Below are 24231 nucleotides of genomic sequence, written 5' to 3' on the forward strand. Positions count from 1 at the left end.
GTGCGGAAGGTCCGGGGGGCTGGGAGGGTGCGGAGGGCTCGCGGGGTTCCGCATGCGCGGGCGGACCGTGGGGGGCCGCTGGTGCCGGGGGCTGATGGGAATCAGCAAACGCCGACGGCCCTTGGAATGCGGCTGCCGCCGGAGGCTCATGGGAATCCGCGAACGCCGGCGGCCCCTGGGATCCGACTGCCGCCGGAGACTCATCGGAACCCGCAAACGCAGAGCGCCCGTACGGTTCAGCAGGCGCCGAAGGCCCAACGGAATCCGCCAACGCCGGCGGCCCCTGGACTGCCGCTGCCGCCGGAGACTCATCGGAATCCGCAAACGCGGAAGACCCACGCAGTTCAGCAGGCGCCGAAGGGCCGACAGAATCCGCATACACAGAAGGCTCGTGCGGCTCGGCGGGTGTGTGGGGTGCTTGCGGAGGCGGGGGTGCCGTTGCCGCGGGGTTGGCGGCGGGTTGTTGCGGCGGTGCAGGGGCGTCGGAGGGCTCGTCCGTGCTGGTCGGGGCTGGGGCGCGGTCTCGGCGGAAGTCGTGAGTGTCGGGCAGGTCTTGCGGTATCGCGTCCTGGACGGGGGCGGGGGCGGGTTGCCTGGGGTCGCGTGCAGTGCGTACGAGACGGGTGTCCAGGTAGGCCGGGGTGGGCGTCTCGTTCGGGGCCCACGGGGTGGTCGGGGGCGGCTCCGCCGGGCCGGGCGTGTCCAGGCCGCCGGGGGCGTCGGCCCCACCAGGCCGCTCGGGCCCACCGGACCGCTCAACCCCACCAGGCCGCTCAGCCCCACCAGGCCGCTCAGCCCCACCAGGCCGCTCGGGCCCACCGGACCGCTCAACCCCACCAGGCCGCTCAGCCCCACCGAACCGCTCGGGCCCACCGAACCGCTCAGCCCCACCAGGCCGCTCGGGCCCACCGAACCGCTCAGCCCCACCAGGCCGCTCAGCCCCACCGGACCGCCCAGCCCCACCGAACCGCTCGGTCCCGCCCACGGGCTCCGGCTCGGCTTCAGCGCTCGCCGTAGCACTCGTCCTAGGCCTCGTCCTGGCACTCGTCGTCGCTTCGGTCGCAGGTGCGCCGGTCGGGCTCGGCTCGGCGTTCTCGGTCGGTCCGGTTCCGGGGGGCTCCTGGGGCTCGGACGGCTCTTGCTCGTCCGTAAGTTGAGTGGGCTCCGGCCCCGCCCCGGGCGTCTCTTCCTTCGCCGCCGCGCCCTTGTCCTCTCCTCCGCCCACCGGAAGGGTCGGCGTGGGTGCCGGGAACGCGACCGGTCGTAGGGCCTCCTCCAGATCGTGCAGGCCCGGGCGGACCGATGGTTCCTTCTCGAGCAGTGCGGCCAGGACGTCCCGTAGCGGGCCTGCCGCGGCAGGGAGTTCGGGCTCCTCGTACAGGACCGCGTGCAGTGTGGCCAGGGTCGTGTCGCGGGAGAAGGGGGAGCGGCCGCCCAGGGCCGCGCAGAGGGTCGCGCCCAGCGACCACACGTCGGACGGCGGGCCCTGGGGGCGGCCGGAGATGCGTTCGGGAGCCATGTAGTCGGGGGAGCCGACGAGCATGCCGACCATGGTGAGCGCCTTGGCGTCCTGGATCGCGGCGATACCGAAGTCCGTGAGGACGATGCGCCGGCCGCTGCCCTCCACCAGGACGTTCCCGGGCTTGATGTCCCGGTGCAGGACGCCGCGCGCATGCACCTGGCGCAACGCCGCCACCAGACCGAGCCCTATCCGTGCCGCCTCGCCGGGCCCCAGCGGCCCCTCCTCCACCATGATCTGTTCAAGGGAGCGGCCGACGACCAACTCCATGACGATCCACAGGCGTTCGCCCTCGTCGACGACGTCGTAGACCCGCACGACATTGGGATGGTCGATCCGGGCGGTGGCCCTGGCCTCGCGCAGCGTGCGTTCGCGCCTGGTGCGGGTGTCCTCCGCGTCCAGGCCGTCTATGCGCATCTCCTTGACGGCGACCGGACGGTCGAGCATCTCGTCGGCGGCTCGCCACACCCGCCCCATTCCTCCCTGGCCGATACTTTCGACCAGCCGATAGCGCCCCGTCACCAGTAACCCTGGAACTCCGCCGCTCCTCGTATTCCCCGGCAATCCGCTGCACCCCCTTGATTACCCCGGGTCAGCCCGGTCACCCCGATTACCCCAGTTGCCTCATTTATCTCAGCCGCGCCCCGACTGAAACACAATGGTCACACTTCATGGCGTACCAGCATAGTGCGGAGAAATCTTGTGGTAGCTCTTCAAGTACTGCGAATTCAGGCGCAGCCAAGGGGGATGTGAACATGAGTTCTCGTCGCACGACGACCATCGCGGGATCGCTGGTCGCGGCATCTTTTTCGGCAGTGATGATCCTTTCCTTCACTGCCAGCGCGGACGACCAGGGACCCGGCAGCAGCAAGGGGGGAAAGGCCGTCGACGAGGCACCGGCAGGTGTAAAGCTGACCACGCTTCTGCCTTCGAAGATCTCGGTCGACAACGGCTCCAAAAAGACGGCGATCACCGCCACGGTCAAGAACGAAGGGACCAAGGACAGCGGAAAGATCCAGCTTGTGGTCGCCGGTTTCGACGGCCTCACGGTGAAGAGCGTTCAAGGCTGCTCCCAGATTTCCGAAAAGAATCTTCCGACGGGCTCGAACAGCGCTTTCTCCTGCGCGATCGACAATCTGGCGGCCGGCAAGTCGAAGTCGTACGCCGTCGACGCCACCTACGACCTGAGCAAGACCGGCAAGATCTGCCTGCCCGTTCAGTCCGGTGACGGGAAGAAGACGTACTGGCAGCAGGGACCGGTTCCGTTCGGTACGACGAACCCGTCGCCGAACGCCCCGGCCACCCCGCTGCTCCTCGGCACCGACAACAAGCCGGTGGCACCGGGCGGCAGCGAGCTGCCGAAGACCGGTGTCGGGCGGGACGTCCTGCCGCTGGGTGCGGCGGGCGCCACCCTGATCGCGGCCGGTGCGGCGGGGCTGTGGTGGTCGTCCCGGCGGCCGACGCCTCAGCGGATGCGCGGCTGAGCGGCTGAGCGGCTGAGCGGGTCCACCAGATGGCCGGGGGCCTGGCATCCCGGCCATCTGTTCGCTTGAAAAGCTGACGGCAACTGTCAGGTTATCCGCGCACGATGGCTGCCATGACCAACGCCGACAACACCGCAGATCTGCTCGTCCTCCGCCCCGGCCGGCCCGGCTACGACGACGAACTCGCCGGTTTCCAGACCGGGTTCGCCCAGCGGCCCGCCGTGGTCTTCGCCGCCTCCTCGGCCGACGACGTGATCGCCGCCGTACGGTACGCGGCCGACCACGACCTGCCTGTCGGCGTCCAGGCCACCGGGCACGGGCTGCCCGGCGCCTCCGAGGGCGGGGTGCTGGTGACGACGAAGCGGATGGACCGGGTGACCGTCGACCCCGAGGCGCGCACCGTCCGCGTTCAGGCGGGCGTCCGCTGGGGGCAGGTCGTGGCGGCCGCCGAACCGTACGGCCTGGCCCCGCTCAACGGCTCCGCCCCGAGCGTCGGCGCAGTGTCCTACACGCTGAGCGGCGGACTGGGCATCCTGGCAAGGGAGTTCGGGTACGCGGCCGACCATGTGCGCTCCCTGGACATCGTCACCGCCGACGGCCGGCTCCGGCACGTGACCCGGGAGTCCGACCCCGACCTGTACTGGGCCCTCCTCGGCGGCGGCCACAACTTCGGCATCGTCACCGAGCTGGAGATCGGCCTCGTACCCGTGAAGACGCTCTACGGCGGCTCGCTCGCGTTCGACGGACGCGAGGTCGACCCGGCCGCCGTGCTGCGGGCGTACGAGGAGTGGACGCGGACCGTGCCCGACGGGCTGACCTCGTCCTTCGCGGCCGTACCGTATCCGGACATCCCGGCGTTGCCGCCGCACCTGCGCGGCCGGTACGTCGTCTCCGTGCGCGTCGCGTACACCGGCACCGGCGGCGAGCAACTCGTCGCCCCGCTCCGGGAGTTGGGGCCTGCGCTCGCCGACTCCCTGCGTGAGATGCCGTACGCCGAGAGCCACACCATCCACAGCGACCCGGACTTCCCGCATGCGTACTACGGGGACAGTGCGGTGCTGAGCGAGCTGGACGTGACGGCCGCCGGTGAGCTGCTCTCTCGGGTGGGTCCGGACTCGGGTGGGCCGATGTGCGTCGTGCAGATCAACCATCTGGGCGGGGCGCTCGCGCATCCGGCGGCGAACTCGGTGCCGTACCGCGAAGGGCGTTTTCTGGTGCGGCTGTTGACGGTGGGCGATAGGGAGACGGCGCGGGCCGTACTGGATCCGGCGTTCGCGCTGCTCGCGCCGGTCACCCTCGGCCGCGCCCTCAACTTCGCCTTCGGTGCCGGGGATCGGACCGACGGCCTCTACGACGCCGTAACGCTGAAGAGGCTCGCCGAGCTGAAGTCGCACTACGACCCGGCGAACCTCTTCCGCAGGAACTACAACCTCAGCGCTTGTTGACGAGCTTCCAGGCGGTGGGCATGACGCCCATCGCCAGGGCCGCCTTCAGGGCGTCGCCGAGCAGGAACGGGGTGAGGCCGGCCGCGATCGCCGTGGACGCGGACATGTCGGCGGCGTAGGCCAGGTACGGGACTCCCACGGCGTAGATGATCGCCTCGCCCAGCAGCATCGTGCCCGCCATGCGCAGCACGGAGCGGTCGGCGCCGCGGCGGGCCAGGGCGCCCACCACGGTGGAGGCGAGGAGCATGCCGAGGATGTAGCCGAAGGAGACGGAGACACCGGAGCTGCCGCCGGCGAACCACGGCACACCGGCGAGCCCGGCCAGCGCGTACAGGACGAGCGACGCCAGGCCGCGGCTCGCGCCGAGCGTGGTGCCGACCAGCAGGGCGGCGAAGGTCTGGCCGGTCACCGGCACCGGGGAGCCCGGGACGGGGACGGAGATCTGGGCCGCGAGGCCGGTGAGCGCGGCGCCGCCGAGCACGAGCGCGAGGTCGCGGACGCGGGAAGCGGGGAGCAGGTCGGCGAGGACCTGTCCGGGGAGGGCGGGGGCGGCAGCGGTGCTCATGGGGACTCCGCGGGTCGGGGACACAAGGGGACTCGGTGACGCTAACCCAGGGCACTCGAGGTGATCACCATCAGCGCTCGACAAAGGGTGGAGCAGCGGTTTCGTGGGCTCCGTACAAAGGATGTGGGTTACACGGGGTACGGCGTGACACCGGTCACGGAGAGGGAGTGACCTAACCTTCGTCGTCTCGCCCGTCGGTCGCCGTCTGGGCAGCGGTGGCCCGTTTTGCTAGCTTCGAGTTCATGGTCGCCCAGTCCCGGAACTTCTCGTCGCGTCGCCACGTCGACCTGCGACGAGTCGGTGCGTCCGCCTGTCATCTGCCCTAGCGGGGCGGGCGGAGCGGATCCGGCGCGTCTCGCTGTACGAGACGGCGCAGTGTCGGACCCGTTCCCGAGGATGATCGCCATGCCCCGTACCGCGGCAACCACCCTTCCCTCCCCTCCCCGTGATGACCGGCGCCGGACGAGCGCCAGCGTCGTGCTGCGGTCCGTGCTGGAGCACGGGCCGGTGGCGCGCTCCACCATCGCCCGGCTGACCGGGCTGTCGCCCGCGTCCGTCACCGACTACTGCGCCCGGTTCACCGAACTCGGCCTGATCCGCGAGTCGGACGCGCCCCGCCGCTCGAACGGGGTGGGCCGTCCGCACGTCCCCGTCGACCTGGACGACTCGCGGTTCGTGGTCGGCGGGGTGCATGTGGCGGTGCCGTACACCACGGTGGCGCTGCTCGATCTGCGCGGCCGGGTGGTGGCCCGGCGCGAGCTGAAGCACGAGCGCACCGATCCGGGGTGGGTACTGGCCCGGGCCGCCGAGGGGCTGGCGGCACTGCTGGCAGCCAACCCCCGGTGCAGAGCCCTCGGTGTCGGCGTGGCCGTCGGCGGCTGGGTCGACCGGGAGTCCGGGACCGTCGTGGAGCATCCGCTGCTGGGCTGGCGGGACGTGGCCGTGCGGGAGGTGCTCGGCCGGCGCACCGGGCTGCCGGTCCATGTGGACGGGCACGCGCGGGCGTTGGTCAACGGGGAGCGGCTGTTCGGGCTGGCGCGGAGCAGTGGAAGCGTGCTGCACCTGTTCGTCGGCAACGTCGTCGACGCGGCCTTCGCCACGGGCGACGAGGTGCACCACGGGCCGCGCTCCCAGGCGGGCGCCATCGCCCATCTGCCGGTGCCGGGCGGCACGGAGCCGTGCGACTGCGGCCGTATCGGCTGTCTGCAGGCCGAGTTGAGCGAGCGGACGCTGTGCCGGCGGGCGCGGGAGGCGGGCGTGGTGGCGGGTGTGAACCCGATGCACGTGGTCACGGCGGCGGACGGTGGCGACCCGGAGGCCGTACGGCTGCTGGTGGAGCGGGCCCATGCCGTCGGGCAGGCCTCTCGGTTGCTGCTCGACGTACTGAATCCGGAGACGGTGGTGGTGAGCGAGCTCGGCATCATCCACCGGGCGGACTGCCTCGACGCACTGCGCCAAGGGGTCGGGGACGAACGCGCGGTGTCCGTCGTCCCGACGAGTTTCCCGGAATCGATCCTCGCGGTGGCGGGCGGTTCGGTGGCGCTGGACGTGCTCTACCGCGACCCGCTGGCGGCCTCACCTGAGGCTATTTAATTCAGAAACTCGGAATGTTGACAGGGACCGTGCATGACCAGGAACATCCTGTTCATGAGCCCGTTCGTGAGCTGTCGCACCCTTTGTTGCTGACACGTTGCCGCGTGTGAAGCGCTCATTTTCTGCTGCGTGAATTCCCTTCCCCGGCTCTTCCCTGCCCGGAATTCCGCCTGCGCTCTTTCCTTCTGAAGTTCCTTCTGAAACTCACGGAGTCCTGCCATGACTTCCTCTCCCCTGTCGGGTGTCGACCGACGGCTCTTCCTCACCTCCCTGCTCGGCGCCGCGGCCGGCGTCGCCGGGCTGAGCGGCTGCGCGGGCAGCAGCTCGGCCGCCGACAGCAAGGGTGTCTCGTCCGCTCCGTTGGCCGACAAGGTTCCGTCCGGTACGAGCCTGAAGATCGCCTCGTACTCGAACACCCAGCAACTCCAGTTCAAGCTCGCCAAGTTGAGCCTTCCTTTCCAGGTGTCGAGCTGGGTGAACATCGGAGCCGGTCCCGATGTCATCAACGCCTTCCGCGCCAACTCTCTCGACCTCGCCAACAATGCGGGAATTCCGCCGATCCAGGCGCACTACCAGGGTTTCGACGCGAAGATCGTCGCGATCGACATCACCCGCAAGCCCAACTACCTCTTCGCCACCAAGCCGGGCAGCGACATCCGGTCGGTCGCCGACTTCAAGGGCAAGAAGCTCGCGTTCTCGCAGGGGCAGGCCCAAGGTGTCGTACTTCTGCGGGCGTTGAAGAAGGCGGGGCTGAAGTACGACGACGTCAAGCTCGTCCCGCTGACCAGCAACCAGTTCCTCACCGCCCTGCAGTCGGGCCAGGTGGACATCGCGCCCCTTGCCAACCAGCAGGCGCCCGCCTATCTGGCGCAGTACAAGTCCAAGGGCGCACACGCCATCACCACCGACGTCGTCGATCTCCTCAACCTCCTGTGGGCGCCGGCCTCCGTACTGAACGACCCCGCGAAGGCCGCCGCGGTCGCCGCGTACATCCCGTACTGGGCCAAGGGCCAGGTCTGGACGTACGAGAACCCCGACGCCTGGAACGAGGAGTTCTACGTCAAGACGCAGAACCTGACCGCCGCCCAGGCCAAGTCGATCTCCGATCTCGCCAACAAGCCGCTGTTCCCGCCGAGTTGGGACGAGGCGATCAAGTGGGAGCAGGAGACCGCCGATCTGCTGGCGGAGGGCGGCTTCGTGAAGAAGTTCGACGTCTCCTCGCTCTTCGACCACCGCTTCGAGTCCATCGCCGCCAAGGCCGTACCGGCGGAGTACCGGAGGTGAGCGCCGTGACCACGACGACCACTGCGGCCCCCGTCCGCACGGAGGACCGGGGCACACGGCGGGCACGCCGGCGAGGTCTCTCCCCCGGCAAGCGGCTGCCCGCCTCCCGTCTCATCGGCCCCGCCCTCGTCCTGGGCCTGTGGGCGGTCGCCTCCGCCGCCGGACAGCTCGATCCCGGCGCGATCCCGGCGCCCTGGACGGTGCTCGAAACGGCCGGTCACCTGTGGACCGCCGGGACCCTGCCCACCGACATCCTGACCTCGCTGGAGCGGGCCGCGTACGGTTTCGCGATCGGCCTGACGGGCGGCGTCGTCCTCGCCCTGGCCTCCGGGCTCAGCCGGGTCGGCGAGGCGCTGATCGACGGGACGGTGAACCTCAACCGGGCCATCCCGACCCTTGGCCTGATCCCGCTGTTCATCCTCTGGCTGGGCATCGGCGAGTCCTTCAAGATCGCGATCATCGCCATCGTCGTCTACATCCCGATCTACCTGAACACGCATGCCGCGCTGTCCGGCATCGACAGCCGTTTCGTCGAACTCGCCGAGGTGCAGGGGCTGTCGCGCTGGGCCTTCATCCGGCAGATCGTCATCCCCGGCGCCCTGCCCGGATTCTTCGTGGGACTCCGGCTCGGGGTGACCGGCTCCTGGCTGGGCCTGGTGGTCCTGGAGCAGATCAACGCCACCAGCGGACTCGGCTACATGATGTTCCAGGCCCAGAACTACGGCCAGTCCGACGTCATCCTGGTGGGCCTGCTCGTCTACGGCGTCTTCGGTCTGGTCTCCGACAGCGCAGTCCGTCTCATCGAACGGAGGGTGCTGTCATGGCGCCGCACACTGAGCAGCTGACCCGGCCCGCCGTCCAACTCCGGGGACTCACCAGGTCGTTCGAGGGGCGGACGGTGCTCGACGGCATCGATCTCGACCTTCCGGCAGGACAGTTCACGGCTCTGCTCGGGCACAGCGGCTCCGGCAAGAGCACGCTGCTGCGGGCGATCGCGGGGCTGGACCACAAGGTGGCCGGGAGCGGTCAGCTGACCGCTCCGGAAGCGGTGTCCGTGGTCTTCCAGGACTCGCGGCTGCTGCCCTGGCGGCGGGTGCTGGACAACGTACTGCTGGGCACCGACGGCGAGGAGAAGGGGCGTGCCGCCCTCGCCGAGGTGGGCCTGAAAGGCCGTGAGCGGGCCTGGCCAAACGAGCTGTCGGGTGGCGAGGCGCAGCGAGCCGCCCTGGCCCGGTCGCTGGTCCGCGAGCCCGAACTGCTGCTGGCCGACGAGCCGTTCGGCGCGCTGGATGCCCTGACGCGCATCAAGATGCACTCTCTGCTGCGGCAGCTGTGGGAACGCCACCGGCCGTCGGTGCTCCTGGTCACCCACGACGTGGACGAGGCCATCGTGCTCGCCGACCGGGTGCTGGTGCTCGACGCGGGCCGCGTCGGGCTCGACCTCGCGATCGACCGGCCTCATCCGCGCTCGTACCGGGATCCGTTGCTCGGGGAGTACCGGGAGCAGCTGCTGGCCGCGCTGGGCGTGACCGAGGATGCGGGGTGACCGGCGGCTGTCGTGACCGTGCTGGGGGCTGCCGCCCCCAGGCCCCCGCTTCGGCCCTTGAGGGGCCTCGTCCTCAAACGCCGGACGGGCTGAATTTCCGTGACCGGCGCTCGAAACAAGCGGACGGGCTGAAGTGCACTGACCTGCGCTCGTGAGCCCTCCCCCTGTTCTTCCGAAGCATCCGAAGCAAAGGACCCCCATGCCCCGGCAGCTCCACCTCAACGCCTTCCTGATGAGCACCGGCCACCACGAAGCCTCCTGGCGCCTCCCGGAGAGCGACCCGTACGCCCACGTCGAGCTCGACCACTACGTCAAGCTCGCCCGGATCGCCGAACGCGGCACCTTCGACTCGCTCTTCCTCGCCGACGGACCTCAGCTGTGGGGCAACATCGCCCAGCGCCCCGCCGGTGCCCTGGAACCGCTGACCCTGCTCACCGCGCTGGCGACGGCCACCGAGCACATCGGACTGATCGCCACCGCCTCCACCTCCTACAACTCCCCCTACAACCTGGCCCGCAAGTTCGCCTCGCTCGACATCATCAGCGGTGGCCGGGCGGGCTGGAACATCGTCACCACGGCGGGGGCGGAGGCCGCGCGCAACTTCGGTCTGGAGCACGAACCCGCGCACGCCGACCGGTACGCCCGGGCCGCCGAGTTCCTCGATGTCGCCCTGAAGCTCTGGGACAGCTGGGAGGACGACGCGATCGTCGCCGACAAGGCGGCCGGCGTCTGGGGCGACGACGACAAGATCCACCCGCCCTTGCACAAGGGGACGTACTTCAGTGTCGAGGGCGCCCTCAACGTGCCCCGCTCACCCCAGGGTTACCCGCTGCTCGTGCAGGCGGGGTCGAGCGAGGACGGGAAGGCGTTCGCGGCGCGGTACGCGGAGGCGGTGTTCACCGCCCAGCAGACCCTGGCCGACGCGCAGGCCTTCTACGCCGACCTCAAGTCCCGTACGAAGGCGGCCGGCCGGGACCCCGAACACATCAAGGTGCTGCCCGGGATCGTGCCGGTCATCGGCTCGACGGAGGCGGAGGCACGCGCGAACGAGCAGGTGCTGGAGGACCACATCGTGCACCGGCACGGGGTGGCCAACCTGGAGCGGCTGCTGCAACTGCCCACCGGCGCCCTGGAGTTGGATGCCCTGCTCCCCGCCGACCTCCCGCCCGAGGACGCCATCGAGGGCGCGAAGAGCCGCTACACGCTCATCGTCGAACTCGCCCGGCGCGAGCGCCTCACCGTCCGGCAGCTGATCGGCCGGCTCGGCGGCGGACGCGGCCATCTCACCTTCGCGGGCACGCCCGAGCAGGTCGCCGACGAGATCGAGACCTGGTTCACGCAGGGCGCCGCCGACGGGTTCAACATCATGCCCGCCGTGCTGCCCTCCGGCCTCGAGACCTTTGTCGAGCAGGTCGTCCCGATCCTGCGTGGCCGAGGTCTCCTCCGCACCGAATACGGCTCCCGGCAGACCCTGCGGGAGCGTTACGGCCTCCCGCGCCCCGCCAACCAGTACGTCACCACCTCTCCTGCACTCGCCGCCGTCTGAAAGGACCCGTACATGCCCGGCATCGAAATCCAGAAGGTCACCGCGAACATCGGCGCCCGCGTCTTGGGCGTCGACGTCTCCAAGCCGCTCGACGAGGAGACGGCCGCCGCGGTCCGCGAGGCCCTCAACGTCCACAAGGCCCTCGTCTTCGACGACGTGAACCTCGACGACGAGGGTCAGCAGGCCTTCGTCCGCCACTTCGGTGACGTCACCACCGCCCACCCGACGGTCTCCTCCGTCGACGGCGTCCCGAACGTCCTGCCCGTCGACAGCGAGCGCGGCCGCGCCGCCAACCACTGGCACACCGACGTGACGTTCGTCCTGAACCCGCCGCAGGCCAGCACGCTGCGCTCCATCACGATCCCGCCGTACGGCGGCGAGACCCTGATCGCCAGCGCGGCGGCCGCCTACCGCCAACTCCCCGAGTCGCTGCGCCAGTTGGCGGACACCCTGTGGGCCGAGCACACCAACGACTACGACTACGCCGTACCGGAGGAGGAGCTCGACGAGCAGCAGGCCGCCCAGCGAGCCCAGTTCACCTCGATCAAGTACCGCACGGTCCACCCGGTGGTCCGCGTCCACCCGCTGACCGGTGAACGCGGCCTGTTCATCGGCGGGTTCGCCCAGCGCATCGTGGGCCTCTCCCCGTCCGAGTCCCGCAAGATCCTCGACCTGCTCCAGGCGTATGTCACCCGGCCGGAGAACATCCTGCGCCACCGCTGGTCCGAGAACCAGCTGGTCCTCTTCGACAACCGCATCACCCAGCACTACGCCGTCGACAACTACGACGGTCTGCCGCGCCGTCTGCACCGGGTGACCGTCGCCGGTGACATCCCGGCCGGGATCGAGGGCAAGGAGAGCTACTCGATCGAGGGCGACGCCTCGCACTACACCTCCGTAGCGGCGTAGTCACAGCACGTACCGGACGCGTCCGGATACTGGGCAGCCTCTCCTCCTGACCGGAGAGGCTGCCCAGACTGTGGGCGTTTTTGCCCATCTCATGTACTGGACGAGCCGCGCCCATGCCCAGCAGCACCACCGAGGTCGAGAAGCCGCCACAGGCGGACGCCGACGCCACCCTGTCCCACGGCCTGAAGCAGCGCCACCTGTCGATGATCGCCCTCGGCGGGGTCATCGGCGCGGGTCTGTTCGTGGGCTCCGGCGCGGGTATCGCCGCCGCCGGCCCCTCCATCGTCGTCGCCTACACGCTCTCCGGTCTCCTCGTGATGCTGGTGATGCGGATGCTCGGCGAGATGTCGGCCGCGTACCCGTCGTCGGGCTCGTTCTCGGCGCACGCGGAACGGGCGATCGGCCCGTGGGCGGGCTTCACCGCGGGCTGGTCCTTCTGGGTGCTGCTCTGCACGGCCGTCGGCCTGGAGGGCATCGGCGCGGCGAAGATCGTGACGGGCTGGCTGCCGGGGACGCCCGAGTGGGCGTGGGTGGCCCTCTTCATGGTCGTCTTCTGTGTCACGAACCTTGCCGCCGTGCAGAACTTCGGCGAGTTCGAGTTCTGGTTCGCGGCCCTGAAGGTCGGGGCGATCAGCCTGTTCCTGATCCTGGGCGTGCTCGCCATCGCGGGCGTCCTGCCCGGCACGGACGCCCCGGGGGCCGGCAATCTGAGCGACTTCCTCCCGAACGGCAGCGAGGGCCTGATCGTCGGCGTACTCGCCTCGATCTTCGCGTACGGCGGCCTGGAGACCGTCACCATCGCGGCGGCCGAGTCGCAGGACCCGGTGCGGGGCGTGGCGAGCGCCGTCCGCACGGCCATGTGGCGCATCGCGCTCTTCTACATCGGCTCGATGGCGGTCATCGTGACGATCGTCCCCTGGGACTCGAATGAGGTCGTCGAGAAGGGCCCGTACGTCGCCGCCCTCGACCACCTCGGCATCCCGGGCGCCGGGCAGCTGATGAATGTGGTCGTCCTGGTCGCCCTCCTCTCCGCCATGAACGCCAACATCTACGGCTCCTCGCGCATCGCCTACTCGCTGGTGGAGCGGGGCCAGGGCCCGAGGGTGCTGGGCCGGGTGTCCGGCGGCGTCCCGCGCATCGCGGTCCTCTCCTCCTCCGTCTTCGGTTTCGTGTGCGTGGTGCTGAGCTACTGGCGCCCGGACGACGTCTTCCCCTGGCTGCTGAACATGATCGGCGCGGTGATCCTGGTCGTCTGGGTCTTCATCGCGGTCTCGCAACTGCGGCTGCGGGCCCGGCTGAACCGGGAGGCCCCGGAGCGGCTGACGGTACGGATGTGGGCGTTCCCGTGGCTGACCTGGGTGGCGCTGGCGGGGATGGCGGCGATCTTCGTGCTGATGGCCCGGGAGCCCGGCACCCGGGTCCAGCTCTACTACACCGGCGGGTTGACGGCGGTGCTGGCGGCGGTGGGGTACGCCCGACAGAAGGCCAGGCGCTGACACGACCACACCGCACCACCGAGAGGCCCCCGTGTGACCCACGGGGGCTTTTTGTTGTTAGCGTGTAGTTGCAACTAACTTGCAATAAGAGTTCCGGAGGGGACCCCGCCATGCCCGTCTACACGCTGCCCGACCTGCCGTACGACTACTCCGCACTCGCCCCCGTGATCAGCCCCGAGATCATCGAGCTGCACCACGACAAGCACCACGCGGCTTATGTGAAGGGCGCCAACGACACGCTGGAGCAGCTGGCGGAGGCGCGGGACAAGGAGTCGTGGGGCTCGGTCAACGGGCTGGAGAAGAACCTGGCCTTCCACCTGTCCGGGCACATCCTGCACAGCATCTACTGGCAGAACATGACCGGCGACGGCGGCGGTGAGCCGCTTGCGGTGGACGGCTTGGGCGAGCTGGCGGACGCCATCACCGAGTCGTTCGGCTCCTTCGCCGGGTTCAGGACCCAGCTGACCAAGGCCGCCGCAACCACGCAGGGCTCCGGCTGGGGCGTCCTCGCCTACGAGCCGCTGAGCGGCCGCCTCGTCGTCGAGCAGGTCTACGATCACCAGGGCAATGTCGGCCAGGGCTCGGTGCCGGTTCTGGTCTTCGACGCCTGGGAGCACGCCTTCTACCTGCAGTACAAGAACCAGAAGGTGGACTTCATCGAGGCGATGTGGCAGGTCGTCAACTGGCAGGACGTGGCGCGGCGTTACGAGGCGGCGAAGTCCCGTGCGGACGTATTGCTGTTGACGCCCTGAGGCAGACATCGAAGCGTCCTGCTCGTGATCGTCTTCTCACCTTTCACGTAGCGGGCGGATGAAGAGGAAGGCCCTCGCGAGGACGTGACTCGCGAGGGCCTTCCTTGTGGCCGGGAAGGCCCGCTTGACACCGGTCGCCGGGGCCCGTGGCCAGCCGTTTTCGTCACCGTTCCGCAACAGGCATGAACCGCCCTGGCAGGTGCCCCGTAGAGCCGGGTGTGAGCGGCCGAGCGGCCGCGGCGATCCGGAACGAGAGAAGGAACCGACATGGCCGGCGGCAACATCAAGATCAGCCCGGACGAGATGCGGGAGGCGTCGACCTGGCTGCAGAACCAGAAGGAACTGATGCAGCAGAGCCTCCACGAGGCCAACACCAAGATGGACGAGATGGTCGAGGCGGCCTACGCGACGCCGGGTTCCGAGAGCAAGTTCCGTCCGTTCTGGGAGGAGTACAAGAACGGCACCGAGAAGGCCATTGAGGGCCTTCAGGGCGTCAGCGAGTTCATCAAGCAGGTCGCCGACGCGTTCGTCGACACCGACGACCAGACGTCCGGCGCCATCGGCTGACTTCTTGGCCACGGCCGGGTTCCGTGGCGCTCCGGCGCCACGGAACCCGGCCGGTACAGGGAGAGAAAGGGGCGTCATGTCGCGCATTCACATACCGGTGGACGAACTCGCCGACACCATGGCCGCGCTGCAGGACATCCGCGAACGGATCGACAGAACAGCGAAGTTGAGCAACGTCGGTTCGGATGACGATGTGGGCGACCACGGTCTGATCTCGGCCGTCAACGGCTTCGACGACGCATGGTCGGCCGGCCACGAACGGGTCCAGGAGAACGTGGACACGTTCAAGCAGGCCGCGCAGGGCATCGTCGACAACTTCACCGACACGGACAACGAAGCTGCAAAGGCGTTGGATGAACCCGCTTGAGACACAGGACGGGGGCGGGCGGCCGCGGCTGCTGCCCTCGGATGAGCGGCCGTCGGGCGCTCCGGCGCGCTACACGCTGAAATACCCGTCCAGTTGGTCGCACCTCGACCTCGACCCGAACACCAGGGATGTGGCGATCCGGCGCCGGATCGAGGAGCAGGCGAAGGGTGTGGAGGTCGAGCGCGAGCGGGTGGACGCCCTGATCCGGGAGACCCGCAAGGGCGCGCGCGAAGCCTACGCCCAGGGCGCCCTGCAGGTCGGCTACCTGCTCGGGTTCCTCCCGGACGGCAGCACGCTGAACGCCACGGCGATGGTGCTGCGGACCCGGATCCCCGAGGGGGAGCCGACCGATCTGCCGCAGTTGATGCTCGCCGCGGGCGTGCAGAACAGCCGGACCTCGGTCGGGCGGGGTTCCGACCTGAACCGCGTGGAGATCATGGAGCTGCCCGAGGTGGGCAGTGTGGGGCGGATGACCTCGCTCGAGGACTTCGACTACTTCGGGCAGGCCACCATTCGCACCGCCGTGCACCAGGTGGTGATCCCCGTGCCGTCGAGCCGGGACCTGATGGTGCTCGCCAGTACGACGCCCAACATCAGCCTGGCGGAGAAGTTCTTCGAGGTGTTCGACGCCGTCGCCGGGACCTTCCGGTTCCACGACTCCGAGGACCCTGCCCAAGCCGCCGTCGCCGGCGCCGAGAACGGGAAGTGAGGGCGGGACATGGCACGGCCACCGCTGGCCGACTGGGAATCGGTGTTCGGCTTCTCGTCGGACCCGACACCCGGCGACCCCGAGGTTCTTGAACGACTCGCCGCCGAGTACCGGTCCATCTCCAACGACGCCCAGTCCGCCCACTCCGTCGTCGTCCGGCTGGACTCCGACGAACTCGGCGAGGGCAAGTCCATGGAGAAGCTGCGGACGCAGCTCAAGGAACTGCCCACCCAGGTCGGCAAGCTCCAGTCGTCCTACGAGGCGGCCGCCGACGCAGTTGCGAAGTACGCCATCGGCCTCCGGGAGAGCCAGGACCAGGCGGACCGGGCGCTGGAGAGGGGCCGCGAGGCGAAACAACGGCTGGACTCGGCCATCGAGGTGGCGTCCGCGGCGAGCGCCCATGTGAAGAGCCTCGACAGCGCGCAGCCCCCGCCCCCCGACGACGAGGCGGCCAAGAGCAACGCCCGGCGTGCCATCGCTGATGCGAAGGAGGCGGAATCCTCGGCCGCGCAGTCCGTCGAGTCGGCTCACGCGGAGCTGGAGGCGGCCCGGCTGCTGGCCGTCGACGCGCAGGAACTGCGTACTTCCGACGCGGCTGTGGCCAAGCGCGAGCTGGAGGAGGCCGAGGGCGAGGCGGTCAAGGGGAAGAGCTTCTGGGACAAGATCGGGGACATCCTGAACCAGGTCTTCTCCATCATCGGAACCGTTCTCGGTGTCATCGCCATGTTCGTCGCCGGCCCCATCGGCGTCGCTCTCACCATCGGCGCTCTCATCTTCGGAGCCGCTTCGCTGGGCCTCACCATCGGGAAAGGGGTCGATACCGGGCACTGGGACATCGTGGGCATCGTCCTGGGCGTGGTGGGGCTCGCCGCGGGCGGGATCGCCGTCATCGCCGGCAAGGGCATCGGCGCCCTGGGGAAGGTCGGCCTGGGGCAGTGGATCAAGAACCTGTTCAAGAAGTGGTATCCGACCGAGATCTTCTCGGCGCCACCGGTGCTCGAACTCGACCTCCTCGGAGGCGGAGCCAGTGTCATCATCCCGTCCACCGTCGTGGTCGGTGGCCGGCCGGCGCTGTCGATGCTGGACGGCATCCTGAACGGACTGGGACTCATCACCGGCATCGGCGGCCTCATCTACGGCCCCATCGAGTTCAGCGGGAACGCGCCGGGCGGGTCCGTGGACGCGTGAGGCCGCTCGCCGGGCGCTGATCCGACCGGGGCATGAGACATGGGGGCATGAGGCATACAAGGGCTCCCGCCGGCGTCAGCGGCGGGAGCCCTCGATCTGTGTGGACGACCGGTCAGTCCCCGGCCGCCGGGAGCACCGTCTCCGGGACCTGGACGGTGCGCAGCACGCCGTCGCCCAGGTGCAGGATCGCCCGGCCCGGGCGGGTCGCGCCCAGGCGGCTGCGGGGCACCTTGACGCCGATGAGTTCGCCGTCGCTCATGTTCTGCGGCTTCAGCAGCAGTCCGCACCGATGGCGGCGGGCCTCGGTGTGCCAGCCGGAGAACCCGGAGGAGAGCCGGTCGGTCTGCCCGGCGATCACCAGGCCCCGGCGCATCTCGGTACCGGACTTGGCGATCCGGGTGAGGACGGACTCGGCCTTCGTCTTGAGCAGCAGGTCGCCGTCGTCCAGGAGCACCACGGCCCCCTTCGGCGAGGACGCCAGCGCCTCCTCCAGCGCGATGGGGTCGATATCGGACTCGTCGAACACCGCGAGGACCCCGGGCCGTCCGGCGAGGCGGCGCAACGGCGACCTGGCGGGCGCACCGACGACGACGGGCATCCCGACCGACAGCAGCGAGAGTGCCAGCGTCGCCAGGACGGTGCTGCGGCCCGAGCGGGCGGGGCCTGCGACGAGGAAGGTCGGCGTGAGGCCGAAGTCCGGTCCGAACGCGGCGAGTTCGTCGCCGCCGACACCGGCCAGGGCCCAGCGTGCGGACGTCAGCGGCTGCGGCACGTACCGGACCGCCTCCTCCCAGGTGAGCCGGTCCGGGAGGGTGTCGACGCGGAACGGCCGGGTGGCGGCCGGCAGGTGGGACGCATGCCGACGGCACTGCTCGGCGATCTTCTGGAGCGCCACGGCCTGCGCCTGGCCCCCCGGGTCGTTGGTGAGGAGTGCGATCTGCACCTCCGCCTTGTCGGCGGCGCGGAAGGCGCGGCCCGGCGGGATCTCGTCGGGCACGTTCCGCTGGGTGATCCCGATCATTCCGTACTCGGACTTCTCGTTCAGCTTCAGCACGAGCTTGTCCTCGGTGGAGCCGTTGACCCGGCTGGAGAACAGCGCCCGGTCACCGGTCACCAGCAGGTGGATGCCGACGCTCCCGCCGTCCCGGAGCAGGGTCAGCACGGCGCTCAGCAGGTTCCCGGCGTCGTACTCGCCGAGCTGCTTGTCGAAGACCTCCCACCGGTCGATGAAGAGCACGATGTGCGGCGGCCGTTCGTCCTCGGGCAGGCTGCGGCGCAGTTCCGGCAGGTCGGCGCTGCCGTGGGCGGCGAGCAGCTCCTGGCGCCGGGCGAGCTCCGCCGTCAGCCGGGCGAGCAGCCGGGCCACCCGGTCGGGCTGGGTGCGCTGGGTGACGGCGCCGCAGTGCGGCAGCCCCTCCATCGCCAGCAGGGCGCCGTTGCCGCAGTCGATGCCGTACATGTGCAGCCGGTCCGGGGCGTGGGCGTGGGCCAGGGTGCCGGCGATCGTGCGCAGCGTCTGCGACCTGCCCTGCCGGGGCGAGCCGATGATGTGCAGGTGCCCGAGCGTCGCGAGGTCGATCACCAGGGGGAGCCGGGCCTGTTGGGCGGGCAGGTCCACCACGCCGTACGCGACGGGCGCGAGGTCGTAGTCCGAGGGCGGGGCCGGCGGCAGTTCGCCGATGACCAGCTGCTCGGGCAGGGGCGGCAGCCAGGGGCTGTGCTGTGCGGGGATGCCCAGCTCCCGGTCCGCCTCGCGGATCGCCGCGACGAGTCCCGTGAGGTCGGTCTCCACCTCGGCGGGAGCGGCCGCGGCGCGGGGCCGCGGCGGGAGCGGTTCGCCGAGCCGCTCCCAGCCGACCACCACCGCCCAGGGGGCGGGCAGCGAGCTCGCCGTGGCGCCGGGCCGACGGCCGCCGACCCGTCCGGACTGGAACGGCACGAGGGAGTTCTGGCCCAGGCGCACATAGGCGCGGCCCGGTGTGCTCTGCGAGATCGACGCGGCCTCGGGCGAGTTGAGGACGTCCTGGCTCTCGCCGGCGTCCGTCACCCGGAGCGCGATACGCAGGTTGGTGTTGGCGCGGATCTCCGAGGAGACCACGCCACTGGGGCGCTGCGTCGCCAGGATCAGATGGATGCCGAGGCTGCGGCCCCGCTGCGCGATGTTGACCAGGCCCTTCACGAAGTCCGGCAGGTCACGCACCATCGAGGCGAACTCGTCGATGACGATGAGCAGCCGGGGCATCGGTGTGCGGCCGGCCGGGTTGCGCTCCAGCAGCTCGACGTAGTCCTCGATGTCCTTGGCACCGGCCTCGGCGAGGACGTGCTCGCGCCGGGTGAGTTCCGCCGTGAGCGACACCAGGGCCCGCTCGACCAGGTGGGCGTCGAGGTCGGTGACCATGCCGACGGTGTGCGGCAGGTCCACGCAGTCCTTGAACGCGGAGCCGCCCTTGTAGTCGACGAGGACGAACGTCATCGCGTCCGGGCGGTTCGCCACCGCGAGCGAGGCGACCAGCGTCTGGAGGAGTTCGGACTTGCCGGAACCGGTGGTGCCGGCGACCAGCGCGTGCGGGCCGTCGCGCCGCAGGTCCAGGAAGAACGGGCCGTCCAGGGAGACGCCGACGGCCGCCCGGGTCGAGCGGCCCCCCGCCGCCCAGCGCGCCTTGATACCGGCGGCCTGCGGCGGGTCGAGCGAGAGCACGTCGAGCAGCCGCGCGGCACCCGGGAGCACCGCGGCCTCCTCGTCGGCCCCGCCCGGGTCCCGCAGCGGGCCCATCGCCCGGGCCAGCGAGCGGCACCAGTCCAGGGACACCCCGTCGGGCCGGATGCCGCCGACGGTGCCCTTCCCCGAGCGTCCCAGCCGCACGGTTTGGCCGGGCTCCTCGACGACGACGGCGTGGCACTCCTCGGGCAGCAGTCGCTCCTCGGCGTCCAGGCAGATCGCGCGAACGCCGACGGACGGTCCGTCGCGCAGGATCTGCGCCACGCCGGGCAGCGAACGCAGCCTGCGGGCCCCGTCGAGGACGACGAGCACGTCGGCTCCGCCGGGCCGGTTGCGGCGGTCCTCCCCTCCGGCGCGCTCGGCGATCAGCGCGGTCAGTTCGGCGACCCGCCGGGCGCAGCTCTCCGTGCCGTAGCCGATGCTGGCCGGGATGTCGCCGGACTTCTTGCGCACATGCGGCAGCCAGCGCAGCCAGGACCAGGCGTCCCGGCCCGGGCCGCCGGTCGTCAGCAGGTGGATCTGGAGGTCACGGGGGCTGTGCAGGACGGCGGCCTGGGCGACCGCCCACCGTGCCACGGCGCGCGCGGCCGGGCCCTCGCCGGCGATTCCCAGCACGTCGTGCTCGCGCAGCGCAACGGTCACCGGGACGTCGTACGCGGTCCACGGGTCCTGGCGGCGGTGTTCGTCCTTGGTCGGGTCCTGGAGCACCACCTCGGAGGGCAGGTCGGCGGTCCCGATGCGCAGTTCCAGGAAGTCGGCGTCCGTGGTGCGGCGTTCCCACAGGCGGCGCCGGGGGCCGACGGCGGTCAGGACGACCTCGGCCGGGTCCGGGAAACCGCGGCGCCGGGCGGTGCGTTCGGCCGCCAGGGCCTGCTTCGCATCGCCCTCGATCCGTGCCTTCTTCTCCTTGTAGGCGGCGACCGCTTCCGCGTGGGACTGGCGTCCGCTGCGCCGGTTCACCAGGTAGTTGCCGAGGATCGCGACCGGCGAGAGCAGCCCGAACAGCAGCATCGACAGACGGCCGAAGACCAGCACGCCCGCCCCCGCCATCACCAGTGGCGCAAGCGCGGTGATCCACGGCATCGGGCGGGCCGCGGGAGTCGCGGGCGGGGAGGGCAGGGCGAAGCGGGTGGCGTTCACCGGCGGCCGCAGCCGCGGCGGCCTGTTGTAGTCCTGGCCCGTACCGTCCTCCGACGGCTGCACGGCCGCGTCCGGCCGCTCCGGCAGGGCGAGTTCGAGCAGGCTGCCGCCGACAAGGAGCTGTTCGCCGACCGCCCAGGCGGTGGGCTCGGTGAGGTCCTCGCGGTCCAGTTGCAGGTCGCCGCCGTCCGCGGACTCGTCGGGTGCCACGCGGCAGCGCCCGCCGGGGCCCACCGTCAGGACGGCGAACGGACGGTCCGGTACGGTGCCCAGCACCTGGGCGGTCCCGTCGTGCGCCAGCCCGATCCGGTACTCGCCGATGCCGAGCCGGCGCACCGCGCCCGCCCCGGTCCCGCCGACCGCACGGACCTCCACCAGCCCGTCCGGTTCGGCCGACGAGGTGCCCGCCGGGCGGCCCAGGCCGACGACGGCCGCATGGTGCAGCGGCGCGTCCCGCAGCGTCAGGTCCGCCGGCAGCAGCCGGTCGCCGGCGTAGAGGCCGAGGCCCTCCAGGGGCCGGTGGACGCCGCCCGCCTCGGCCAGCGCCGCCGCGACGGCGCTCAGGGGCGTGTCGGGGTCGGCGTCGAGGTGGACGTCGAAGGCGTCACCGTCCCCCTCCACCACGGTCAACATCAACGACACGAAACGTCCTCCAGCCTGCGTGAACGGGGGCCGCGGGAGTGCTGCTCGTCGGCTCCCGGGCCACTGACTTGGCCTACGGAGCCGGCCCGCGGATGGTTCACGAACACGCCGGTGAACCATCCGCGGGCCGGCCCCGTAGTGGCCTTTGGGTGCACGGCGCCGCGACTTCGCCGCGCCGCCGCCCCCGCCCGTGACCGTCCCGGCTCCGTCGCCGGGGCGTCCCGACAAGGAGTCAGAAGATGATCTGGTACGTCCTGGCCGTGGTGCTGGGGCTGGCGCTGGTCGGGGCGGTGGCCGCGCTGGTCGTCACCGAGTGGCGGGCCCGCCCGCCGAAGCCCGTCGCCGCCTCGGCCGCCGTCGTGGGACGGCAGGCACTGGACGTGGTCGACGCCGGCCTGCGCCGGCTGACGGGCGAGTGCCTGCGCTCCGGCCGGTCGCTGCCGGACCTGTACGCCGTCGTCTACTCCGGGGAGCGGCTCGGACTGCTGCTGGCCGGTGCGGAGGAGACCGCCCCCGCGCCCTGGACCGCCGAGGCGGACGGCGAGCGCTGGACGGTCTCGCCCGACGACCTGCACCGCCGCGGTCCGGAGGGCGAGCCGGCCCTGCCGTACGCGCTGACGGTGACCGTGGGGCTGGACGGGTCCGACCGGGTGCTGGTCGACCTCTCCCGGGCGACGGGGCCGATCTCCGTGACGGGCCCGGACGAGGAGGTGCGCAGTCTGGTGCGGGCCCTCGTCGTCGAGACGCTCTCCGGCCCGGTGGGAGCCCTCGCCGAGGTCACCCTGGTGGGATCCCTGGCCGACGACGGGCTCGTGACCGGCGACGGGCGGCGCAGCTCGCGTCTGCACACCGCGGCCACCCTGGGGGAGGCGTTCGCCAAGGGGGCCCCGGGTTGGCCGGAGTCCGATGCGGCCGACGTCACCCAGGTCTCCTGGGTGATCGAGGGCAGCAGCCGGACCGCCGTCAAGGACGAGGCGCCGCGCCTGTTCGTCGTGGACGCCTCGCAGCTTCCGCAGCGGGAAGGGGCGTTGAACGCTCTGCGGCGCGGGGACGCGCTGCTGGTGGTCGGGGAGGCACCCGCGGGATGGCGCTGGCGGGCCGGTGCCGACGGCTCGCTCGACACCGGACCGCTCGGCCTGGAGATCACCCGGCATGTGGGACGTTTCGCATGAGTCTCAGCAGGCCTCGCGGTCCAGGCCGTCCACGTGCAGCCCGCGGCGGTGCAGTGCCTCCCGCAGGGCGCGGGCCGCATAGTGCGTCCGCGACTTGACCGTGCCCGGCGGAACGCCGAGCACCTCGGCCGTCTGGTTGACGCTGCGCCCCAGGTAGTGCACGTGCAGCAGGATTTCGCGCTGCGCCGGCCGCAGGTCCCGCAACGCCTCGACGAGCACCAGGGAGGTGAGGACGTGGTCCACTTCGTCGGAGACCGGCAGGTGGACGAGCTCCGGGTCGCCGACCTCCGGCGGCCGGGCCTGGCGTGCCCGGTGGCCGTCGATGACGAGATTGCGCAGGACGGTGAACAGCCACGGTCGTGCCGAGTCCGTGGTCGGGTCGATCTCCTCGGCGTGCCGCCAGGCCCGTATCGCCACCTCCTGGAGGAAGTCCTCGGCGCGGTGCCAGTCGCCCTCCAGCCGCCGCGCGGCGAACTGCAGCAACGCGGCGCTGTGGAAGTGATAGAGGGCCCTGAGGAAGTCGTCGGGGCGGGATTCCGCCGGGGTGGGGCGGGGTCTGCGGTCTTCGCTCGAAGTGCTGGCCGGCAAAGGCCTGTTCCTCTCCGGTCGTCTGTGGGGAAGACGTGTCGGCTGGCTGTGGGAGAGCCGGCGTCAGCCCGGCTCGCGAGAGGACAGCGACCGGACCTCACGGGATGTCAGTTCCCGCTTGTAGATGTGCACGTCGGCGATGTCGCCCTTCCAGTAGTCGACCGGGTTCCCGTTGAACCTGGCGCGTCCGATCACCACATCGCCGGTGGGGTCCACGCTGTTGGTGGCCACCCTGCTTCCCGCCAGCCGACCGTCGACGTAGAGCCGCATCAGGTGGTCCTCCTGGCGGTAGGTGCCCGTGAGGTGGTACCAGCGGCCGGCCTCCGGCTTCCCGGCGGCCTCCGCGAGGGTGCGGGCGCCGGAGAAGCTGAACGCGAAGCTGTGGTCCGACCCGGAGTACTGGAGGAAGAACGTGCTGGCCCCGTCGCCGTCCTGGGACACGGCGGTGTGGAAGCCGTCCATGTCGTCAGGGGTGAGCCGCACCCGTGCGGCGACCGAGTAGTCCTTGCCCTGGGTGTCGAGCCGGGAGCCGGTCTCGGCGTATCCGCTGGTGCCGTCCAGCTGCAGGGCGCCGCCCGTGGGGCCGTCGGTCCACTGCGTGCCGCCGTGGATCACGGCATCGTGCCGCCCCGCCTTCGCGGTGCCGGACCGGTGCAGGGGCCACCACCCGGCGCCGCGCGGCGCCGCGCCGCCGGCGCCAGGACCGGAAGCGGCCGGCTTCGCCCCGGCCTGCTGCTGTCCTGACCCCTGGCCGCGCACCAGATGCGCGACGACATAGGCCTGCGCGACGGCCAGTACGGCGATCGCGGCGATGAGCGACCATCTGCGCTTCATGAGTCTCCCCGACACGTATGGCGTAGATGTATCACTCTAGATCACGTGTACGACCGGGAAGCGGCCCACCACACGCCGTACTCACCGATCGGCAGGTATGGCCCCATGAACTCCCGCTCACTGTCCTTCAGTTGGACTCGCGCCATGCCGGCAGGCCTTCCCCTAC

The 24231-nt window shown here is 70.8% G+C and carries 19 protein-coding genes and 1 pseudogene; 15 read left to right on the forward strand and 5 right to left on the reverse strand.

Features of this window, described 5'->3' with window-relative positions:
• Positions 1-1246: 1246 nt before the first annotated feature.
• Positions 1247-1996 (reverse strand): annotated as a pseudogene (locus ACFY10_RS05205) (serine/threonine-protein kinase); the annotation flags it as partial.
• Between the two features lie 278 nt (positions 1997-2274).
• Between ACFY10_RS05205 and ACFY10_RS05210 the strand changes: the two are divergent.
• Both ACFY10_RS05210 and ACFY10_RS05215 read left to right on the forward strand, forming a co-directional pair.
• Positions 2275-3003, forward strand: coding sequence for an LPXTG cell wall anchor domain-containing protein (locus ACFY10_RS05210; protein ID WP_390663663.1), 729 nt, complete (start codon positions 2275-2277; stop codon positions 3001-3003).
• Positions 3004-3107: 104 nt separating this feature from the next.
• Complete coding sequence (locus ACFY10_RS05215) at positions 3108-4448, forward strand: FAD-binding oxidoreductase (RefSeq protein ID WP_390663664.1); 1341 nt, start codon at positions 3108-3110, stop codon at positions 4446-4448.
• On the opposite strand, the gene ACFY10_RS05220 is transcribed toward ACFY10_RS05215, so the two are convergent.
• On the reverse strand, positions 4435-5013 hold the full coding sequence (locus ACFY10_RS05220) for a biotin transporter BioY (protein ID WP_390663665.1): 579 nt from the start codon (positions 5011-5013) through the stop codon (positions 4435-4437). The two genes, ACFY10_RS05215 and ACFY10_RS05220, sit on opposite strands and share 14 nt — an antisense overlap.
• 405 nt (positions 5014-5418) lie before the next feature.
• Here ACFY10_RS05220 and ACFY10_RS05225 point away from each other — a divergent pair, with 405 nt between their 5' ends.
• The 12 genes from ACFY10_RS05225 (at position 5419) to ACFY10_RS05280 (ending at position 16970) form a co-directional block, all read left to right on the forward strand.
• Positions 5419-6606, forward strand: coding sequence for an ROK family protein (locus ACFY10_RS05225; RefSeq protein WP_390663666.1), 1188 nt, complete (start codon positions 5419-5421; stop codon positions 6604-6606).
• A gap of 219 nt (positions 6607-6825) precedes the next feature.
• The gene (locus ACFY10_RS05230) at positions 6826-7890 is read left to right on the forward strand and encodes an ABC transporter substrate-binding protein (protein ID WP_390663667.1); all 1065 of its coding nucleotides are present in this window, start codon (positions 6826-6828) and stop codon (positions 7888-7890) included.
• Positions 7887-8735 (forward strand): ABC transporter permease, encoded by an 849-nt coding sequence (locus tag ACFY10_RS05235; RefSeq protein ID WP_390663668.1) that lies wholly within the window; start codon positions 7887-7889, stop codon positions 8733-8735. The genes ACFY10_RS05230 and ACFY10_RS05235 overlap by 4 nt, the downstream gene beginning before the upstream one ends.
• A complete protein-coding gene (locus ACFY10_RS05240; protein ID WP_390663669.1) occupies positions 8711-9436 on the forward strand; it encodes an ABC transporter ATP-binding protein in 726 nt (241 codons plus the stop codon). Before ACFY10_RS05235 ends, ACFY10_RS05240 begins: the two co-directional genes overlap by 25 nt.
• Positions 9437-9635: 199 nt before the next feature.
• Positions 9636-10982 (forward strand): LLM class flavin-dependent oxidoreductase, encoded by a 1347-nt coding sequence (locus ACFY10_RS05245; RefSeq protein WP_390663670.1) that lies wholly within the window; start codon positions 9636-9638, stop codon positions 10980-10982.
• Between the two features lie 12 nt (positions 10983-10994).
• Complete coding sequence (locus ACFY10_RS05250; protein ID WP_390663671.1) at positions 10995-11891, forward strand: TauD/TfdA dioxygenase family protein; 897 nt, start codon at positions 10995-10997, stop codon at positions 11889-11891.
• Between the two features lie 113 nt (positions 11892-12004).
• Entirely contained in the window at positions 12005-13387 is a 1383-nt protein-coding gene (locus ACFY10_RS05255; protein WP_390663672.1) for an amino acid permease, read from the forward strand.
• Between the two features lie 110 nt (positions 13388-13497).
• Positions 13498-14139: a superoxide dismutase gene (locus ACFY10_RS05260; RefSeq protein WP_390663673.1), complete on the forward strand. Its 642-nt coding sequence runs from the start codon at positions 13498-13500 to the stop codon at positions 14137-14139.
• 267 nt (positions 14140-14406) lie between these two features.
• Positions 14407-14706, forward strand: a complete 300-nt coding sequence (locus ACFY10_RS05265; protein ID WP_390663674.1) for a WXG100 family type VII secretion target — start codon at positions 14407-14409, stop codon at positions 14704-14706.
• 97 nt (positions 14707-14803) lie between these two features.
• Positions 14804-15073: a hypothetical protein gene (locus tag ACFY10_RS05270; protein ID WP_351471059.1), complete on the forward strand. Its 270-nt coding sequence runs from the start codon at positions 14804-14806 to the stop codon at positions 15071-15073.
• Entirely contained in the window at positions 15060-15782 is a 723-nt protein-coding gene (locus tag ACFY10_RS05275) for a hypothetical protein (RefSeq protein WP_390663675.1), read from the forward strand. The genes ACFY10_RS05270 and ACFY10_RS05275 overlap by 14 nt, the downstream gene beginning before the upstream one ends.
• Before the next feature lie 9 nt (positions 15783-15791).
• Positions 15792-16970 (forward strand): hypothetical protein, encoded by a 1179-nt coding sequence (locus tag ACFY10_RS05280; RefSeq protein WP_390663676.1) that lies wholly within the window; start codon positions 15792-15794, stop codon positions 16968-16970.
• 112 nt (positions 16971-17082) lie between these two features.
• On the opposite strand, the gene ACFY10_RS05285 is transcribed toward ACFY10_RS05280, so the two are convergent.
• Positions 17083-21462 carry an FtsK/SpoIIIE domain-containing protein gene (locus ACFY10_RS05285; RefSeq protein ID WP_390664139.1) on the reverse strand — a complete coding sequence of 1460 codons (4380 nt, stop codon included), beginning with the start codon at positions 21460-21462 and terminating at the stop codon, positions 17083-17085.
• 248 nt (positions 21463-21710) lie between these two features.
• On the opposite strand from ACFY10_RS05285, the gene ACFY10_RS05290 reads away from it, so the two are divergent.
• Positions 21711-22643, forward strand: coding sequence for a hypothetical protein (locus ACFY10_RS05290; RefSeq protein ID WP_390663677.1), 933 nt, complete (start codon positions 21711-21713; stop codon positions 22641-22643).
• A 3-nt stretch (positions 22644-22646) separates the two neighbouring features.
• Here the strand turns inward: ACFY10_RS05290 and ACFY10_RS05295 are convergent, their stop codons facing one another.
• Both ACFY10_RS05295 and ACFY10_RS05300 read right to left on the reverse strand, forming a co-directional pair.
• Positions 22647-23231 carry a sigma-70 family RNA polymerase sigma factor gene (locus ACFY10_RS05295; RefSeq protein WP_390663678.1) on the reverse strand — a complete coding sequence of 195 codons (585 nt, stop codon included), beginning with the start codon at positions 23229-23231 and terminating at the stop codon, positions 22647-22649.
• 63 nt (positions 23232-23294) lie between these two features.
• Positions 23295-24065 carry a LamG domain-containing protein gene (locus ACFY10_RS05300; protein WP_390663679.1) on the reverse strand — a complete coding sequence of 257 codons (771 nt, stop codon included), beginning with the start codon at positions 24063-24065 and terminating at the stop codon, positions 23295-23297.
• Between the last annotated feature and the right edge of the window lie 166 nt (positions 24066-24231).

This window comes from Streptomyces sp. NPDC001401 (assembly GCF_042895385.1).
Lineage (GTDB): Bacteria > Actinomycetota > Actinomycetes > Streptomycetales > Streptomycetaceae > Streptomyces.

Bases quoted from the DNA above. Each gene is read 5' to 3' on its own strand.
- ACFY10_RS05285 (WP_390664139.1), bottom strand. From the start codon at position 21,462: ATGTTGACCGTGGTGGAGGGGGACGGTGACGCCTTCGACGTCCACCTC.
- ACFY10_RS05275 (WP_390663675.1), top strand. From the start codon at position 15,060: ATGAACCCGCTTGAGACACAGGACGGGGGCGGGCGGCCGCGGCTGCTG.
- ACFY10_RS05290 (WP_390663677.1), top strand. From the start codon at position 21,711: ATGATCTGGTACGTCCTGGCCGTGGTGCTGGGGCTGGCGCTGGTCGGG.
- ACFY10_RS05210 (WP_390663663.1), top strand. From the start codon at position 2,275: ATGAGTTCTCGTCGCACGACGACCATCGCGGGATCGCTGGTCGCGGCA.
- ACFY10_RS05230 (WP_390663667.1), top strand. From the start codon at position 6,826: ATGACTTCCTCTCCCCTGTCGGGTGTCGACCGACGGCTCTTCCTCACC.
- ACFY10_RS05215 (WP_390663664.1), top strand. From the start codon at position 3,108: ATGGCTGCCATGACCAACGCCGACAACACCGCAGATCTGCTCGTCCTC.
- ACFY10_RS05240 (WP_390663669.1), top strand. From the start codon at position 8,711: ATGGCGCCGCACACTGAGCAGCTGACCCGGCCCGCCGTCCAACTCCGG.
- ACFY10_RS05300 (WP_390663679.1), bottom strand. From the start codon at position 24,065: ATGAAGCGCAGATGGTCGCTCATCGCCGCGATCGCCGTACTGGCCGTC.
- ACFY10_RS05260 (WP_390663673.1), top strand. From the start codon at position 13,498: ATGCCCGTCTACACGCTGCCCGACCTGCCGTACGACTACTCCGCACTC.
- ACFY10_RS05225 (WP_390663666.1), top strand. From the start codon at position 5,419: ATGCCCCGTACCGCGGCAACCACCCTTCCCTCCCCTCCCCGTGATGAC.
- ACFY10_RS05265 (WP_390663674.1), top strand. From the start codon at position 14,407: ATGGCCGGCGGCAACATCAAGATCAGCCCGGACGAGATGCGGGAGGCG.
- ACFY10_RS05255 (WP_390663672.1), top strand. From the start codon at position 12,005: ATGCCCAGCAGCACCACCGAGGTCGAGAAGCCGCCACAGGCGGACGCC.
- ACFY10_RS05220 (WP_390663665.1), bottom strand. From the start codon at position 5,013: ATGAGCACCGCTGCCGCCCCCGCCCTCCCCGGACAGGTCCTCGCCGAC.
- ACFY10_RS05280 (WP_390663676.1), top strand. From the start codon at position 15,792: ATGGCACGGCCACCGCTGGCCGACTGGGAATCGGTGTTCGGCTTCTCG.
- ACFY10_RS05250 (WP_390663671.1), top strand. From the start codon at position 10,995: ATGCCCGGCATCGAAATCCAGAAGGTCACCGCGAACATCGGCGCCCGC.
- ACFY10_RS05245 (WP_390663670.1), top strand. From the start codon at position 9,636: ATGCCCCGGCAGCTCCACCTCAACGCCTTCCTGATGAGCACCGGCCAC.